The sequence below is a fragment of the Streptomyces sp. NPDC056373 genome (assembly GCF_042262425.1).
Taxonomy (GTDB): Bacteria; Actinomycetota; Actinomycetes; order Streptomycetales; family Streptomycetaceae; genus Streptomyces.
The window spans coordinates 131,301-147,990 of record NZ_JBHJPX010000016.1; the positions used below are offsets into that span (position 1 = coordinate 131,301).

Annotated in this window: 14 protein-coding genes and 1 pseudogene; 5 read left to right on the forward strand and 10 right to left on the reverse strand. The window is 72.5% G+C overall.

Annotation, left to right across the window (positions count from 1 at the left end; translation table 11 throughout):
* The first annotated feature begins 374 nt into the window (after nt 1–374).
* Together ACFCXS_RS30600 and ACFCXS_RS30605 are read left to right on the forward strand one after the other, a co-directional pair.
* Nucleotides 375–1,862 carry an alpha/beta hydrolase gene (locus ACFCXS_RS30600; protein ID WP_376646597.1) on the forward strand — a complete coding sequence of 496 codons (1,488 nt, stop codon included), beginning with the start codon at nt 375–377 and terminating at the stop codon, nt 1,860–1,862.
* Nucleotides 1,863–1,989: 127 nt separating this feature from the next.
* Nucleotides 1,990–3,219, forward strand: a complete 1,230-nt coding sequence (locus ACFCXS_RS30605; RefSeq protein ID WP_376646598.1) for a serine hydrolase domain-containing protein — start codon at nt 1,990–1,992, stop codon at nt 3,217–3,219.
* A gap of 9 nt (nt 3,220–3,228) precedes the next feature.
* Here the strand turns inward: ACFCXS_RS30605 and ACFCXS_RS30610 are convergent, their stop codons facing one another.
* From ACFCXS_RS30610 to ribA, 3 genes are all read right to left on the reverse strand, one after another.
* Entirely contained in the window at nt 3,229–4,386 is a 1,158-nt protein-coding gene (locus tag ACFCXS_RS30610; protein WP_376646599.1) for a saccharopine dehydrogenase family protein, read from the reverse strand.
* Complete coding sequence (locus ACFCXS_RS30615; protein ID WP_376646600.1) at nt 4,376–5,437, reverse strand: saccharopine dehydrogenase; 1,062 nt, start codon at nt 5,435–5,437, stop codon at nt 4,376–4,378. Before ACFCXS_RS30615 ends, ACFCXS_RS30610 begins: the two co-directional genes overlap by 11 nt.
* A gap of 144 nt (nt 5,438–5,581) precedes the next feature.
* Nucleotides 5,582–6,241, reverse strand: a complete 660-nt coding sequence (gene ribA, locus ACFCXS_RS30620; protein WP_376646601.1) for a GTP cyclohydrolase II — start codon at nt 6,239–6,241, stop codon at nt 5,582–5,584.
* A 41-nt stretch (nt 6,242–6,282) separates the two neighbouring features.
* Here ribA and ACFCXS_RS30625 point away from each other — a divergent pair, with 41 nt between their 5' ends.
* A complete protein-coding gene (locus ACFCXS_RS30625) occupies nt 6,283–7,011 on the forward strand; it encodes a creatininase family protein (RefSeq protein WP_376646602.1) in 729 nt (242 codons plus the stop codon).
* A 143-nt stretch (nt 7,012–7,154) separates the two neighbouring features.
* Here the strand turns inward: ACFCXS_RS30625 and ACFCXS_RS30630 are convergent.
* From ACFCXS_RS30630 to ACFCXS_RS30650, 5 genes and pseudogenes are all read right to left on the reverse strand, one after another.
* Nucleotides 7,155–8,333 (reverse strand): annotated as a pseudogene (locus ACFCXS_RS30630) (lysylphosphatidylglycerol synthase transmembrane domain-containing protein); the annotation flags it as partial.
* Complete coding sequence (locus tag ACFCXS_RS30635; RefSeq protein WP_376646603.1) at nt 8,330–9,457, reverse strand: SAM-dependent methyltransferase; 1,128 nt, start codon at nt 9,455–9,457, stop codon at nt 8,330–8,332. The pseudogene ACFCXS_RS30630 and the gene ACFCXS_RS30635, both read right to left, overlap by 4 nt.
* On the reverse strand, nt 9,454–10,659 hold the full coding sequence (locus tag ACFCXS_RS30640) for a glycosyltransferase family 4 protein (protein ID WP_376646604.1): 1,206 nt from the start codon (nt 10,657–10,659) through the stop codon (nt 9,454–9,456). The genes ACFCXS_RS30635 and ACFCXS_RS30640 overlap by 4 nt, the downstream gene beginning before the upstream one ends.
* Nucleotides 10,656–11,054 (reverse strand): 6-carboxytetrahydropterin synthase, encoded by a 399-nt coding sequence (locus ACFCXS_RS30645; protein WP_030843501.1) that lies wholly within the window; start codon nt 11,052–11,054, stop codon nt 10,656–10,658. The genes ACFCXS_RS30640 and ACFCXS_RS30645 overlap by 4 nt, the downstream gene beginning before the upstream one ends.
* A gap of 170 nt (nt 11,055–11,224) precedes the next feature.
* Complete coding sequence (locus ACFCXS_RS30650) at nt 11,225–12,205, reverse strand: zinc-binding alcohol dehydrogenase (RefSeq protein WP_376646605.1); 981 nt, start codon at nt 12,203–12,205, stop codon at nt 11,225–11,227.
* A gap of 108 nt (nt 12,206–12,313) precedes the next feature.
* On the opposite strand from ACFCXS_RS30650, the gene ACFCXS_RS30655 reads away from it, so the two are divergent.
* Nucleotides 12,314–13,075, forward strand: coding sequence for a CDP-alcohol phosphatidyltransferase family protein (locus ACFCXS_RS30655; RefSeq protein ID WP_376646606.1), 762 nt, complete (start codon nt 12,314–12,316; stop codon nt 13,073–13,075).
* Between the two features lie 146 nt (nt 13,076–13,221).
* Here the strand turns inward: ACFCXS_RS30655 and ACFCXS_RS30660 are convergent, their stop codons facing one another.
* On the reverse strand, nt 13,222–14,754 hold the full coding sequence (locus tag ACFCXS_RS30660) for an ABC transporter substrate-binding protein (RefSeq protein WP_376646607.1): 1,533 nt from the start codon (nt 14,752–14,754) through the stop codon (nt 13,222–13,224).
* A 109-nt stretch (nt 14,755–14,863) separates the two neighbouring features.
* Between ACFCXS_RS30660 and ACFCXS_RS30665 the strand changes: the two genes are divergently transcribed.
* Entirely contained in the window at nt 14,864–15,823 is a 960-nt protein-coding gene (locus ACFCXS_RS30665) for an ATP-binding protein (RefSeq protein ID WP_376646608.1), read from the forward strand.
* On the opposite strand, the gene ACFCXS_RS30670 is transcribed toward ACFCXS_RS30665, so the two are convergent.
* Nucleotides 15,793–16,659: an alpha/beta fold hydrolase gene (locus ACFCXS_RS30670; RefSeq protein WP_376646609.1), complete on the reverse strand. Its 867-nt coding sequence runs from the start codon at nt 16,657–16,659 to the stop codon at nt 15,793–15,795. The two genes, ACFCXS_RS30665 and ACFCXS_RS30670, sit on opposite strands and share 31 nt — an antisense overlap.
* Between the last annotated feature and the right edge of the window lie 31 nt (nt 16,660–16,690).

Below are 16,690 nucleotides of genomic sequence, written 5' to 3' on the forward strand. Positions count from 1 at the left end.
TCCCCAAGAGCAAGGAGCCTGTCACCGTGTCTTCCGCAACCGGAACCGGCCGTGGGACGTTCACCGGCTGCCGTCCGCCCAGGGCAAGATCTTCCTCGTCACCGGGGGCAACGCCGGCGGCCGGCACCGATCCGCGCCTCGGCTTCCGGTAGGCCCGAGCCCCGCGCGGGGCGGCCGTCCGGTGGGCCGACCGCTCTTTTACGCCCGGCCGCCCTCAGCCCTGACTTCCTGAGCGGCCCTGAGCGGTCCCCGACCCGACCCGGAAAAGACCCTGACGGCAGCACCACTGAGGTGGCCCCACACCTAACGTGATGTCAGGTTCCCGGCCGGATCCGCATGCCTGACACATCCGCCTTTTCTCGCCAGGAGGCTCCATGCCGTTCAGGGGCAGATCATTGTCGCGGCGCGTCGACGTCCGGGGCACAGCCACGGCCGTGGGCGCCGCCGTGGCCGTCCTGGCCGGCCTCGTCGCCGCACCTGTCGGCCACGCGTCACCGTCCGCCGCGGCCGGGGCTCTGCGGTGGGCGCCGTGTGACGACCCGGCGGCGCCGGGAGCCGAGTGCGCGACACTTTCGGTGCCGGTCGACTGGACCGACCCGGACGGGCCGCGGTTCGACCTCGCCGTCGCCCGCCGCAAGGCCACCGGTCCCGGAGCCCGCGTCGGCTCCCTGGTGTTCGGCCCCGGCGGGCCGGGCGACTCGGGTGTGGAGAGAGTGGTGCGTGGTGCCGGCCGGTTCAGTCCCGAGGTCCGCCGCAGGTTCGACCTCGTCAGCTTCGACCCGCGCGGCGTCGGGGGCAGCAACCCCGTGACCTGCTCCGGCGCCCTGCTCGCCGAGCGGCCCTCGCCCGCGATGAAGGACCAGGCCGACTTCGACGCCACCACCGCCTACAACAGGCGGCTCCGCGCCGACTGCCGGTCCCGTACCGGCCCGGTGTTCGACCACCTCGACACCGCCCAGACGGTGCGGGACCTGGACGCCCTGCGGGCCGCCCTCGGCGAGCGGAAACTGACCTTCCACGGCAGCTCGTACGGCACGATGCTCGGGGCGCAGTACGCCGAGACCTACCCGCGCCGCGTGCGCGCGATGGTGCTGGAGAGCGTCATGGACCACAGCGTCCCGACCACCCGCGCCTTCCTGCGGTCCGAGGCGGCCACGGCACAGGACTCCTTCCGGGAGTTCGTGAAGTGGTGCGACGGTGCCGCGGACTGCGCGCTGCACGGCCGCGACGTCCGTGCCGTCTGGCGGGGCCTGCTGGCCCGGGCCGGGCGCGGGGAGCTGGCGGACCCGGCGCGGCCCGGCACCTCGCTGTCGTCCTCGGACCTGGTCAACAGGATCGCGTTCCGGAAATTCTACCAGGCCGACCACGCGGGCCTGGCCACGGCGATCGCGGCGATGGACGCGAGCGAGCCGCTGCCCGCGTCGCCCACCTCGACGGCGCCACTGCCTCCGGCCACCCCGGTCTTCTGCTCGGACTGGCACCTGCCGGTACGCGACCACCGGGAGTACGCCTCGCTCGTCGCGATGATGAACACGACCGCGCCCGACCTGCCCCACCTGCTGCCCCTCCACATGACGGCGGCGTGTCTGGGCGCACCGACCCCCAACCCGCAGCACCGTCTGGAGGTGAACGGTGCCCCGCCGATCCTGGTGTCCAACGCGCTGCACGACCCTGCCACCGGCTACCCGTGGGCCGTCTCGGTGACCCGGCAGCTCGGCCGCAGCGGTGTGCTGCTCACCTACGAGGGTCACGGGCACGGCAGTGTCACCAGCGGGCCGTGCATGGAGAACGCGGTGAACGGCTACCTCACCGGCCTGGCCGTCCCACCGCGGGGCACCAGCTGCCCGGCCGTGCCGTCCTGACCCTCGGGGTCCTCGCTCAGCCGTTCCGGCGCGATCATGAACCGTTCCCGCACCGCGATGGGTGTCTGAGGCGGTCCGGGCGGGGTATGCCGGATCTCATCTCGACCAGCGCGACGGGAGACGAGCCATGGCACAGCTGCGACAAGAGGTCGATCCGGGTGAGGCGGGGCTGGATCCGCAGGTGCTGGGCCGCCTGGACCGGAACTTCGCCCGGCTGGTCGACGAGGGGCGTCTGCCGGGCTTCCTCGTGTCCGTCGCCCGGGCCGGACGCGTCGCCCACCTCACGACACACGGCCGGCGCGACATCGCGGCCGGGCTGCCGGTCGAGCCGGACACGCTGTGGCGGGTGTACTCCATGACGAAGCCGGTCACCGCGGTCGCCGCGCTGCTGCTCGTGGAGGAGGGGCGGCTGTCGCTGGACGACCCGGTCTCCGCCCACCTGCCCGCCTTCGCCGAGCCGCGGGTCTACGTCGGCGGCGAAGGGCCGGACGTCGAGACCCGCCCGGCCGACGGCCCGATACGCGTGCGGCATCTGATGACCCACACCTCGGGTCTGACCTTCGGCTTCTACCACACCCACCCCGTGGACGCCCTGTACCGCGAGGCAGGCCTGGAGTCGTCGGTACCGCCGGGCGCGGACCTGGCCGAGACCATCGAGGTGTACGCGAGTCTGCCGCTGCAGTTCGAGCCGGGCACCGAGTGGAACTATTCGGTGGCCAGCAACGTCCTGGGCCGGATCATCGAGGTCGTGTCCGGGCAACCGCTCGACGTGTTCTGCGCGGAGCGGATCTTCGGGCCGCTCGGCATGACGGACGCGGGCTTCCACGTCACGGACGCACAGGCGCCCCGGCTCTCCGAGATGTACGGGGAGACGGAGGGCGGCGGCATCGAGCCGATCGCGGGGCTGCCGCTGCGCGGCCGGCCGCGGTTCCTGTCGGGCAGCGGCGGCATGGTGTGCTCGGCCCACGACTACCACCGTTTCATGGAACTGCTGCGCCGCCGGGGCGAACTCGACGGCGTGCGGCTGCTCGATGCGCGGACCGTGGAGCAGATGACCCGCAACCACCTGCCCGGCGGCGCCGACCTGCGGGCCTTCGGCAGCCGCCCCGCCCACGACGAACCCGGCAACGACGGGCTCGGCTTCGGCCTCAACTGCTCCGTGGTGATCGACCCGTCCCGCACCCTGGTCCCGTCAGGGCGCGGCGCCTTCGGCTGGAGCGGCGTGGCCACGACGACGTTCTGGGTCGATCCGGGCCGTGATCTGACGGTGCAGTTCATGACGCAGGTACGGCCCAGGACCTCCCACACGGTGTTCAAGGACCTCAAGCGGCTCATCCACGAGGCCCTGACGGACTGAACGATTCCGCTAATGGTCCACCCGCAGGTTGAACTGCACGCCTTCGTGCGCGAGTTCACGCAGCCACTCCTCGGACCGGGCGGCCGTCTCCGCTGCGCGGTTCAGGCCGGGCGGCAGGGAGCCGTCCAGGACGTGGCGGACGCCGAGGGCGAGAGTCCGTGAGACGCAGCGGGCCATCGCGCTCTCCTCGGCATCGCCGACCAGGTCGAGGAGGTAGCCGCCCTTCCACGTGCGCCCCGACTCGGCGCGCACCTCCAGTGACACGGCCAGGACCACCCGGTCACGGTCGTCGTCCGTGGTGGGGTACGTGGCGGCCAGCTCCCGGGCCAGGGCGGCGATCCGGGTGTCGTCGCCGGCCTTCAGCTCCTCGAAGACACCGTCCCAGGCACGCAGCCAGCCCTCCAGACGCAGGGTGCCACGGACGAACGTGGCCGGTGTCCAGACGTCCGGCAGCCCGTACTGCGCGACGAACGGGACGCTGTCCCGGTTGGGGTAGACCTCGAAGGTCTCCCCGTCGACGACATGCCGCCGGGTCGCCTCCCAGGGCCGCTCGGAGACCGTCTGCGCACCGCCCTCGAGGTAACGGGCCGGGGAGCGCAGGGCGTTCAGGACACCCGCGGGGGCCCAGCTGAAGCGGTACGTGAAGTCGTTCGGGACGGCGGGGACCCCGCCGCAGTAGGACGTGAAGGTGTACGAGGCGGGCGTCTCGTCACCGATCGCCTCCCGGGCCCGGGCGACCAGGGCGTGGGCGAACAGGTGGTCGATGCCCGGGTCGAGCCCTGCCTCGGTGAGGACGACGAGCCCGGCCTTCAAGGCGGCGGGCACCTGTTCCAGCACCGCCTCCGACACATAGCTGGAGCACGCGAAGTGCGCCCCCTGGCGTACGCATTCGGTGAGGAGCGGGGCGTGTTCCGGCGCGGGCAGCATCGACACGACGACATCGCCCGGGGCGAGTTCGCCGGCGAGCGCGGACAGCGTGTACGCACGGGGCTCGGCCCGGTCGGCGAGACCGAGGCCGCGAAGGGCGTCGGCGGCGCGGCTCTCGGTGCGGTGCCAGAGCCGTACCCGATCGGCGGTGTCGCACAGCGTTGCGAGACCGCTGCCCGTGGACAGGCCGGCGCCGATCCAGTGGACGGTGCCGCTCGCCGGTGCCGGTTCAGTGGTCAAGGAACTCTCCCTTGTCGAGGCCGTGCGCGCGAAACGCCTCACGGAACCTTTCCAGGCAGCGTCCCCAGGCACCGGAGACGCCGAAGTCGAGCAGGTGGGGCAGCAGGGCGGCCGAGAAGTCGGTACTGGACTCCAGCGGCAGCAGGGAGGGCAGGTTGTCGATGGCGATCAGGTCGAGCGGGGGCTCGTCGCGCAGCCGGCGGACCGGCTCGTCCCAGGAGGTGGTCTCGTCGTACACCGGAAGGACGTTGAGCGGGGAACCGACGTCGCAGGTCACGTCGCACACGGTGCGCAGGCGGCGGTCGGGGGCGTCGAGGTCCTGCGCGCGCAGGAAGGGCGGGACGGGGGTGGTGGCGAGCACCGCGTTGACCATCACGTCGTGCCGCAGCAGGGCGGCACGGTCGAGGTCGCGGGTCTCGGCGAGGTCCCAGCAGGCCGGGTCGGCACCGGCGGTGGCGAAGGCCGTGCGGGCGCCGCGGCCGCTGCGGCCCAGGGCGCCGATGACAAGACCTGCGAACCCGGCGTCGGCGGCCTCCGGCTTCAGCGTCTCGTCCAGCTGTTCCTTGGTGGTGGGGGTCAGCGGTGCCCGCAGCCGGCCCCGGTGCCGGAGCACGGCGAGGGCGGCGCCCAGATAACCGGCCCAGAACCCGAAGGCGGCGAGACGCCGTCCGGTGCCGTCCACCAGGTACTCCAGGTCGAACAGCGCCCCGCCTCCGGCGGCGAACCGGCCCAGCAGGTCCGCCGCTCCCGGCTGGCCCTTGTAGGCGTGGCCGAAGAAGATGTGCCGGTGCGTCAGTCCCGCCGGTGCGTCGGGCAGTTCCTTCAAGCCGAGCACGACGGCGTCCCGGGGCGCCGTCACCCAGGAGCCCGCGGGCGCGACACGGCAGCCGGCCGCCTCGTACTCCTCGATCGGGAAGACCCGCTGCGGGGACTCCTCGACGGTCAGTTCCACTCCGTGCCCGACGAGCCGCCGGGCGTCGTCGGGCACGATCGGAGTGCGTCGCTCGGTCGTGCGGGCCTCGTGGCGCAGCCACAGATGGAGCTCGGTCATACCAGGTGGGCCTCCGGCGTGAGGCGTCGGCCGCTGAAGGGCCGACGCTCAAGGGGCGGACGTCCACGAAGCGTACGCGGCCCGCCTCAGGGTCGCGTCGGATTCGCCCAGCTCACGTCGGGAGACCCGGACCTGCGTTGCCGGTCAGGAGGAGCTGACCACCGCGTCCAGGTGGGGCAGGTGGTGGTCCAGGCGCTCCCGCTTGGTGCGCAGATAGGTGATGTTGTTCTCGCACGGCGGGATCAGCAGCGGCACCGTCTCGGCGACGGTGATGCCGTGGTCCACCAGCGCCTCGCGCTTGCGCGGGTTGTTGGACATCAGCCGCACCGACCGCACGCCGAGGTCCTCCAGGATCCGGGCGGCGACACCGTAGTCGCGGGCGTCCACGGGCAGGCCGAGGGCGAGGTTGGCCTCGACCGTGTCCAGGCCCTCCGCCTGCAGGGCCATCGCACGCAGCTTGGCGAGCAGGCCAATGCCCCGGCCTTCATGCCCTCTGAGGTAGACCACGACACCGGCGCCCTCGGCGACGACCGCGCGCAGGGCGGCGTCGAGCTGGTCACCGCACTCGCAGTGCTGGGAGCCGAAGGCGTCGCCGGTCAGGCACTCCGAGTGCAGCCGGATGAGGACGTCGTCCGCGCCGATCTCGCCGTAGACCAGCGCGACCTGTTCGTCACCGCGGTCGTGGTCCATGTAGCCGATCGCCTGGAATTTCCCGTACACGGTGGGCAAGGGGGCATTCACGACGCGTTCCACGCCGGTCCGCTGCGGTGCCTTCTTGCCGAGTACGCCAATGTTGTCTGTCATGATTCTCGAGTTCCTAAGCAGAGACGAAAGGCCGTGACGATATGAGTGATCTGGTGCCGGCGGACACCACGGAAGACGTACGGACGCGAACTGCCGGCGTCTCACGGCAGGTCGCTGTGCTTCCCGTGGGGAGCTTCGAACAGCACGGCGCGTATCTTCCGTTGGCGACCGACACGCTCGTCGCCTGTGCCGTCGCGCGGGAGATAGCCGGCGCGTATCCGGTGCACCTCCTTCCTCCGGTGACGATCTCGTGCTCGCACGAGCACGCGGCCTGGCCGGGGACCGTCAGCATCTCCTCGGTGACCCTTCATGCGGTGGTACGGGACATTGCGGCTTCGCTGCGCCGGTCCGGGGTCGACGCCCTGGTGGTGGTCAACGGGCACGGCGGCAACTACGTGCTGGGCAACGTGGTTCAGGAGTCCTCCGCCCGCGGCGAGCGGATGGCGCTCTTCCCGGCCGCGGAGGACTGGGAGGCGGCGCGCGAGCGGGCGGGTGTGGTCACCTCGCTGCTCACCGACATGCACGCGGGGGAAATCGAGACCTCCGTCCTTCTGCACGCTCATCCCGAAATGCTCCGTCCCGGTTATGAGACTTCCGATTTCGTCGCTGACGACCGGCGTCATCTGCTGACCCTCGGCATGTCCGGCTATACCGATTCCGGTGTCATCGGCCGTCCTTCGCTGGGGTCGGCGGAAAAGGGGAAGGAACTCCTGGCGAGCCTCGCGGATTCCTTCGGGGCGTATTTCTCGATGCTGACCTCCGACGCGTAGTCACCCCGCGGCGCCGGGGCCCCGGGAGCCGCCCGGTCCCCGGCCCGCAGGCCCGCGTACCAGCGGGCGACGAGCACGATCAGGCCGGGCAGGCTCGCAACGAAGCTGAGCACCCCGTAGACGACCGCGACGGCGAGCCCCCGGCCCGCGCCCAGGCCCGCGGCGCCGAACGCCCAGGCGGTGACGCCCTCCCTGGGCCCCCAGCCGCCGACGTTCAGCGGCAGACCCATCGCCAGCAGGGCGAGGACGGCGAGGGGCAGCAGGACGGCCACGGAGGCGGCAGTCCCGGCGACCCGTGCGGCGAGTACGAACATCGCGACGTAACCTGCCAGCACGACCACGGAGGAGACAACCACTCCGGGCCCGTTCTTTCGCGACAGCAACCCCTCGCGGGCCTCGGCGAGGAACGCGCGCAGCCTGCGGCCCCGGGGCGAGGGTGCCGCGCGGTTCATGCGCAGGGCGAGGACGACGGCGAGTGCGCCGAGTGCGGTCAGGACCGCGAGCTGGGCGATGTGCCGGGCCTGGGCCAGTACCGGGGAGGGCATGGTCAGCAGGACGACGGCCCCGGCGGCGAACAACGCGAGCTGTCCGGCGGTCCGTTCGAGGACGACGGCCTTCACGCCCCGCCGCAGGTCCCCCTCGCTCCGCCCGTGCCGCACGGCCCGGTGCACGTCGCCGAGGATGCCGCCGGGCAGGGCCGCGTTCAGGAACAGCGCGCGGTAGTAGTCGGCGACGGCCGGCCCGAACGGCAGCCGGATCCTGAGTCGCCGGGCCACGATCGCCCACCGCCAGGCGCTGCACACGGTGGTGACGAGCCCGATGCCGAGTGCGAGCAGCAGCGACATGCCGTCGATCCGCCGCAGTCCGTCCAGGAAGACACCGGTACCGAGGCGCCAGAACAGCACACCCAGGATGGCGATCCCGGCGATGGTGCCCAGATGCGTACGGGCCTTCGGGGAGCCGAGGCGGGCCAGGGCCGCGCGGACCGCACCGGGCGCCGACGTACCGGTGCCGTCCTGCTCACGGGAGCCCTCCGGGCCGGCGCCGTCGAGTCCCGTGCCGTCCGGGCCGGTGACGTCCGAGCTGGTGACGTCCGGGCTGTGACGGGTGGTCGGGGATTCGGCCGTCCGGGTGGGGCCGGCCGCCGAGGCGGCGGGCTCGCCCCCGTCGACCACCACCGGGCGCGGCACGACCGCGTCCGCCCGGCCCGTGTCCACCGGGCCTGAGGGCGCGGGCACACGGGTGCCGCCGGCGGTCGTGGGCGATCCGGGCTGCCCGGTGAGGGTGGTGCGCGGGCGCGTGCCCGTCGCCTGCGGGCTCATGACGCTCCGCCCACCGGGCGGGACAGGGCCAGGAGGTCGACGTGGTGGACGGTGACGCGCAGCTCGCCCGCCGCGCAGGCGGCCAGCCTGTTGCTCAGGTAGACGTCGGCCTCGGCCCGCAGTTCGGGGCGCTCCTCGACGGCGGCGCCGACCCAGCCACGCAGCCACTGCTCGGTGAGCGCGGCCTCGTCGGGGCCGAGCCGCCAGGCGCTCGGGTGCAGCCGAACGGTCGCGCCGTGCTCGGAGAACGCCTCCGCCGCAGCGGTGGCCGCGTCGGGTCCGAGCAGGTCGTCGCGACGCTGGTGGTCGTTGAACGCCCGGGCGATCTCCGCGTCCAGCGGGTGGGACGGGGTCAGTTCCACGCGCCCGGCGACGGACAGTGTCAGCAGGGCGGGGCAGCCGGCTCCGGCACATGCCGCGACGAGCGTGTCGATCTCCGCACGCGTGAGGACGTCCAGCAGCGCGGACGCCGTCACCAGTGACGCGCCCTGCAGGGCGTCCGGAGTGAGGCGGGCGACGTCGCCCCGGCGCGTCTCCACGGTGACCCGGGAGCCGTCGGCGGCCGAGCGCGGGGAGGAGACGGCGGCGAAGTGCAGCAGGTAGGGGTCCCGGTCGTGCAGGATCCAGTGCTGGGCGCCGTCCAGGCGGGGCGCGAGCCAGCGGCCCATCGAGCCGGTGCCGCAGCCCAGGTCGTGAATGACGACGCCCGACCTGCCCGGCAGGTTGGCGAGCCGTATCCGCAGCGGGTCGAGCAGGTCGTGCGCCCGTGCGGCGGCATCGGCCGGCTCCCGCAACTCCAGCCACTCGGGCGCGTACCGGGGCGGGTCGTCGGGGTTGGCCTCACGCAGTTTGACGGTGGGCCGCGAGCCGGGCCTGCCACTGGGTCCGGCGCCGGGGATGACGGCGTCCGGCGCGTACCCCGGGACGAACTCCACGCTGGAGCCCAGGCCCGCGATTCCCGCGGTCCCGCCGGGAACCGCGCCCGCGACGCCCGTTGCCGTGGTCTGCGCCGAACCGGGCTTCCCGTCAGGAAGTACGCCGTCCGTCACGCCCGTGACCTCCCTCGGCCCGGGCTGTGCCGGGATCGCCCCGCTCTGCTGGGTCGTCGTCGCCGGGTTCGTCATGCGGCCCTCCGGGGTTCGGTCGGGAGCCGGCGCAGTACCGCCGCCAGGCTCTGTGCGGTCGTCGCCCAGCCGTCGAGGGCGGCGCGACGGCTGCGGGCGGCGGCCTTCAGACGGCGTCGTACGTCCGCCTCGCCGAACCAGCCGCGCAGTTCGGCGGCGATGGCGGCGGGGTTCTCCGGCGGCACGAGGATGCCCGGCACCCCGCCGTCGGGGGCGCGGCCGACCGCCTCCGGCAGCCCGCCCACGTCTGTGGCCAGCACCGGGATGCCCCGGGCCAGCGCCTCGGTCACCGCCATGCCGTACGTCTCGGCGTAGGAGGTGAGGACCATCAGGTCGGCGGTGGCGTAACTCGCGTCGAGCGCGGGGCCGGACTTGGGACCGGCCAGCTCCAGCCGGTCCTGAAGGCCGTGCTTCCCGATGAGGGTCCGCAGATGGTCGACGTACTCCGGGTCCTGGGTCAGGGAGCCGACGCACACGCAGCTCCACGGCAGGTCGCTCACCGCGGCCAGCGCCTCCACCAGCCGGTGCTGGCCCTTGCGCGGGGTCACGGCGGCCACGCACAGCAGACGTGACACTCCGTCGGTGCCGGGCGCGAGCGGCGCGATGTCGGCGCCGGGAGCGGCGACGTGCACCCGCTCCGGCGGGAGGCCGTGGTGGGCGACCAGGCGGCGGACCGCCCAGTCGCTGGTGGCGATCACCGCCGGCACCGCCCGCAGCACCGCCCGCTCCTTGGCGTCCAGTTCGGCGGCGACCGCCGCGTCCAGGCCCGTCTCGTCGCCGAGCGGGAGGTGGACGAGGACCGCCATGCGCAGGCGTTCCGCCTCGGGCACCACGATCTCCGGCACGCCGCAGGCCACCAGCCCGTCGAGAAGCACGACGGATCCGTCGGGCAGCGCGGCCAGGGCGCGGGCCAGTTCCGTACGGGCGTCGGCTCCCGGCCGGGGCCAGTCACCGGCCACGGCGTGCTTGGTCACCTGCCAGCCGAAGCCGGGCAGGTCCAGGCACACGCGCCGGTCGTAGGCATTGCCGCCGCTGGGGGCCGTCGGGTCGTCGATGCCGCCCGGCAGTACGAAGTGCACGGTGCGCAGGGACATGGGGATGATCTCGGCGTTCTTCAGGGAGGCGTGCTGCACGGGAACATAATTCAGCCGTGCCGGTGCCGGGCCCATGTGCTCGGGCCGTTCGACGGTCGTGTCGGTCACAGCGCACGCTCGTAACTCGCCCAGGCGATGTGCGACTCGTGCAGGGTGACGGTCAGGCCCGCGATGCCCTTGGCGCCCTCGCCCAGCGCACCCTTGTGGATGCGTTCGGCGAGCCGGTCGGCGATGACCTTGGCGAGGAACTCCGTGGAGGTGTTGACTCCGGCGAAGTCGGGCTCGTTGTCGAGGTTGCGGTAGTTCAGCTCGCTGACGACCGCGCCGAGTTCCTGGGTGGCCAGCCCGATGTCGACGACGATGTTGTCCTCGTCCAGCTGTTCGCGCCGGAACGTGGCGTCCACGAGGAACGTGGCCCCGTGCAGGCGCTGCGCGGGTCCGAAGACGTCGCCACGGAAGCTGTGGGCGATCATGATGTGATCGCGGACGGTGATGCTGAACAACGGACGACCCTCCAGGTGCGGCGCGTCTGCTCCCCGCTCTCGGTGCCGGGGATGCCGAGTAGTACGGCCCGTCGCCTTCCCCTGTTCAGCCTGTCGTACGTCTTTTCTGAGGTCAGGCCCTCTTGTCGTCGCCAACTCGTACCGGATGGAACGAATCGTCAGCCGATGCGTCAATCGCTCTCGTCGTAACGGACGCGGTGGCACAGTGCGGGAACCTCGCCGGAGACGAGCCGGGGCAGCACGTCCGGCAGGTCCTCGAAGGGGGACTCGCCGGTGATCAGGGCGTCGAGCGCGGGGTCGGCGAGCAGGTCGAGGGCGACGGCGAGCCGGTCGGCGTAGGTGCGGTTCGGGCGGGCCGGGGAGACGGTGCCGACCTGGCTGCTGCGGATGACGAGCCGACGGGAGTGGAAGGCCTCACCGAGTGGGAGGCTCACCTGCCGGTCGCCGTACCAGCTGAGTTCGAGCACGGTTCCCTCGGCGGTGAGGAGCTCCAGGGACCTGGCGAGGCCCGCTTCGGTGGCGCTGGCGTGCACGACCAGGTCACGGTCGCCGTCGGCGTCCTCGGGGGTGGCGAAGCCGACGCCGAGCGCCTCGGCGATCTTCGCGCGCGACGGGTCGGCGTCGACCAACTGGACGCGGACCCCGGGGAACCGGGCCAGGAGCGCGGCCACCGAGCAGCCGACCATGCCACCGCCGACCACGGCGATCCGGTCTCCGACCAGGGGCGCGGCATCCCACAGGGCGTTGACGGCGGTCTCCACGGTCCCGGCGAGCACGGCCCGTTCGGCGGGCACGGTGTCGGGGACGGGGGTGACGGCGGCGGCCGGGACGACGTAGCGCGTCTGGTGCGGGTAGAGGCAGAACACCGTGCGGCCGGTGAGCTCTGCGGGCCCCTCCTCCACGACGCCGACGTTGAGGTAGCCGTACTTCACCGGGCCGGGGAAGTCGCCCTCCTGGAAGGGCGCGCGCATGGCCGTGTGCTGGCTGGCGGGCACCCCACCGCGGAAGACGAGCGTCTCGGTACCGCGGCTCACGCCGGAGAACAGCGTGCGGACCAGCACCTCGCCCTCGCCGGGCGCCGGCAGGGCGACGTCCCGGATCGCACCTTGTCCGGGCGAGTCGATCCAGAACGCGCCTCCGGTGTGCTTCATCGAAGTCCTCCTGAACGATCGGGAAGCTGCTTGCGTACCGAGGGGTGCACAGGCCGCGCACAACGTAGCGGCGTTGATCGACTCTGTCACACGGCCGGAGGGTGTTCGGTGGCCCTGAACAACACTTACGACGCGAGGCTCGTACAGCAGGAGACCGCCCTGGGGGCGGGCGTGCAGATCCTGCTGCTGGCCCTGATCGGCACGGCGATCGGGATGGGGCCGGCGGGCTGGCTCAGCGGCCTCGCGTTCGCGATCGCCACCTGGGCGGTGCTCTCCCGGGCCCTGCACCGCTCCCGGCTGCGCTCCTTCGGCGCTGCGAACCGGGTCACCCTCGGCCGCGCCACCCTCGTCGGCGGGGTCACGGCCCTGGTCGCCGACTCGTTCCAGAGCTCACCGCCGGTGTCGCTGTTCGTCGGTCTGACGGCGGTGGCGCTGATCCTCGACGGCGTCGACGGCAAGGTCGCCCGTCGCACCGGCACCTCGACCCCGCTGGGCGCACGCTTCGACATGGAGGTCGACGCCTTCCTGATCCTGGTGCTCAGCGTGTACGTGTCGATGCAACTGGGCCCGTGGGTGCTGCTGATCGGCGGCATGCGCTACGTCTTCGTCGCCGCGGCCAAGGTGTGGCCCTGGCTGACCGCCGCGCTCCCGCCGAGCACCGCCCGCAAGACCGTCGCCGCGCTGCAGGGTGTGCTGCTGCTCCTGGCGGGCGCCGATCTGCTGCCGTACGCGGCCAATTTCGGGGTCGCGGCCCTGGCGCTGGGCCTGCTGGTCTGGTCGTTCGGGCGGGACGTGCTGTGGCTGTACCGGACCTCGCGGATCCAGCAAAGCCCGGCCTCACGGCAGGTGCGCGAGCTGGTCGCCGGCTGACACCCGGCCGCTCACGACCCGCACCGGCCGCGAGCCGCCTCGATGTGCGGGAGGTACCGGTGGATCCGGCCGCAGGTCGGGGCGGCCGAGGCGCGCAGGGCGCTCGCTGAGTGATCGGCACGAAGCCGCCCGCCCGAACCGGCCCGTCAGCGACGCGTTCCGGCACCCACCAGGGCCCGCTCGTACGGGTCGAGCAGGACGCCCCGGACCTTGGTGGAGACACCGGCGACGATCTGCTGGTGGGCCAGCGGCACGACCGCGTCCGTGCCGAGGATCGCGGCCTCGGCGGCCATGGCGGCGTCCTGCCGCTCACCGGTGCCGTCGGTCCCGACGGCCTCGGCGACAGCCCGGTCGACGTTCTTGTCGCACAGCCGGGCCAGGTTGTAGCCGCCGTCGCAGGTGTAGTCGCTGCCGAGGACGCCGACGGGGTCGCCGGTGTCCAGGAGGCTGTTGCGGGCGCCTATGAACGCGTCGAACTTCCCCGCGAGCGCGTCGCTCTCCAGCCGTGAGTACTCGCGCACTTCCAGCTTCACCGTGAAGCCCGCCTTCTGGAGCTGCTGTTGCACGACCTGGGCGACCTCGGGGAGTTCGGGCCGGTTGTCGTAGGTGGCGAGGGTGATCGACGCACCGTCGGGCCGGGCGGCCTTCGCGCGCCCGGCCGGCTTGACGCGCTTGCTCTCGGCCCAGGTGACGGCGGGTCCGAAGATGCCTGCGCCGGGGTCGGCGTACCCCTCGAAGACGCCCTTGACGAGGGCCGAGGTGTCGATCGCCGTGCGGGCGGCGGCGCGCAGCGCCGGGTCCTTGAAGGGACCGGTCCGCGTGTTGAGTTGCAGGCTGGTGGTCCGGGTGGTACCGGCCTCCTTGAGAGTGGGCTTGTCGAGTGTGGCGGCCTGGGCGACGGGGATCGCCTCGGCTATGTCGACGTCCCCGGTGCGGACGGCGTTGGCGCGTGCGGTGCCGTCCTTGACGAAGCGGGCGTCGACACCGGAGGCGTGGGCGAGGCCGCCCCAGTAGTCCGCGTAGCGGTCGAGGGTGGCGGAGGCGCCGTCGACCCTGGTGATCTCGAAGGGACCGGTGGCGGCGCCGACGGGGGTGGGGGCACCCGGGCGCTCGCCCTCCTTCCCGTACGCCTTCGGGGAGAGGATCGCCAGACTCGGACCGGCCAGCCGCAGGGGGAGGACGGGGTCGGGGTCGGCGGTGGTGATACGGACGCCGCTGTCTCCGTCGGGCTCGGCGCTGAGGGTGACTCCGGCGAGGGCGGTGGGAGCGGGCCGGGCCTTCGTGGCGTGGGTGAGCGCGGCGGCCACGGCGGCCGGGGTGACGTCCGTGCCGTCCTGGAAGGTGGCCTCGCGCAGTGTGAACCGCCAGGTGCGGTCGTCCTCCCGGCGCCAGGACCGGGCGAGCGCGGGGGTCGCTGCACCGTTGGCGTCCAGGGCGGTCAGCCCCTCGGTGACGCCGAGCCGGCTGAGCAGCGTGGCGTCGGCTCCGTACGGCGAGAGGTTCTCGGCGGGCGGGAAGGCGAGGGCGACACTCAACCGGGGCCCCGACGGCCCACCCCTCGACGACGATTCCCCGGTGGGAGAGACGAAGCAGCCGGACAGCCCCGGGAGAAGGGTGAGGAGGACGAGGGGAGCCAGGAACCGGGCTGCACTCTTACTGCTGAAAATACGCACTTGCACATCCTATGCACCAAGGTGAATCCCGAATGGCTCAAGCAATTTGACAAGGGCGACGACCACTCCCTAAACCTAGCCACATGACATCCATTTTCAACAAGGTGGGGTTGTCGTGAGGATCGCGTTCGTCGGCAAGGGCGGCAGCGGCAAGACCACGCTGTCCGCGCTCTTCTCCCGCCACCTGGCACGCTCCGGCGCGCCGGTCCTCGCCGTCGACGGCGACATCAACCAGCACCTGGCCGAGGCGCTGGGCGGTGAGGAGAAGTCCGCACTCCCCCTGGGCGCACACGTGCCCGAGATCAAGGACTACCTACGAGGCGACAACCCCCGCATCCCCTCCTCCGAGTCGATGATCAAAACGACTCCGCCGGGCCGCGGGTCCCGACTCCTGCGTCCGCTCGGCGACGACGAACTGCACGCCCGGCACGTCGGCCGGGCGGGGGGCGTCCCGCTCATGGTGACGGGCGAGTTCGACGAGTCCGACCTGGGTGTTGCCTGCTACCACTCCAAGCTGGGTGCGGTGGAGCTGTATCTGAGCCATCTGCTGGACGGCCCGGGCGAATACGTCGTGGTCGACATGACGGCGGGCGCGGACGCGTTCGCCTCGGGCCTGTTCACCCGCTTCGACATCACGTTCCTGGTGGCCGAACCCACCCGCAAGGGCGTCTCGGTCTACCGCCAGTACCGCGACCACGCCGAACGGTTCGGGGTCCGCATCGCGGTCGTCGGCAACAAGGTGACCTGCGAGGACGATCTGCTCTTCCTCAAGGAACAGGTGGGCGACGACCTGCTGACCCACCTGGTCCACTCCCCCTGGGTCCGCGCCGCGGAACAGGGCCGAACGGGGTCCGGCCCGGACGCACTGGCGTCGCTGGAACCGCACAACGGCCATGCCCTCACGGTCCTGCGCGAGGCGGTCGACGCCGAGGTCCGCGACTGGCATCGGCTGCACCGCCACGCGGTGGAGTTCCACCTGCGCAACGTCCATGCCTGGGCGGACGCGCGCACGGGCGAGGACCTGGCGGCACAGGTGGACCCGGACTATGTCCCGGGCATCGGTGCGGACGCCTGATCCAGGAAAGCCGCCAGAGCCGTCACGAACGCACCCGCCCCGTCCCGCCACGGAAAGTGCCCCGCACTGCTCTGCACGGCCAGTTCCGCCTGCGGGAACAAACCGGCGTACTCAGTCATCACGCGCACGGGCGCGGCGATGTCGTACTCCCCGGCGAGGACGAGAACCGGTGAGGGCAACTCGGCGAGAGCGGCACGCGTGGCGCCGGGGTCGAAGGCACCCTCGGAGGCGTACCGGGCCGCTGCCTCGTCATTGCGCTGCTGCTGCTCGGCAGCGCGGAACCGGTGCGCCTCGTCGTCCCACCGGCCGAACCAGAAGGGGGCGACCGTGTCCCAGTCGGCGGGCTTCGCCCGGCCGGACGTGATCGCTTCCAGGGAGGCCTGCGCCGGGGCGAACCAGGGTTCGTCCCGGCGCAGCTGCGCCGTCTCCAGCCGGTCCTCGGCGGTGACGGCGAGGCCGACCGCGAAGACGCTGGGTGTGACGAGCACGAGCCGGCCCAAGCGCTCCGGATGCCGGGCCGCATACAGCACGGCCAGGTTCGCCCCGGCCGAGTGCCCGAGCAGATCGACCCGCTCCAGGCCCAGCTCCGCACGCAGCGCCTCGACATCGCCGACCTGCCGGTCACAGCGGTACGACACCGGATCTCGCGGCACCGTGGACTGGCCCGTGCCCCTCAGGTCCAGCCGGATCAAAGTGCGGCGGGCCGTCAGACCACCGAGGTCTCCCAGGTACACGGAGTCCTGCATGGGGCCACCCGGGAGGCAGACCAGGGGCGGTCCGTCTCCCGTCACGTGGTAGGCCAAGGTGGTGCCGTCCGGTGCGGTGAAAGCGGGCATGCGCGCGACCTTGTCAGGAGGCGACGTCCCG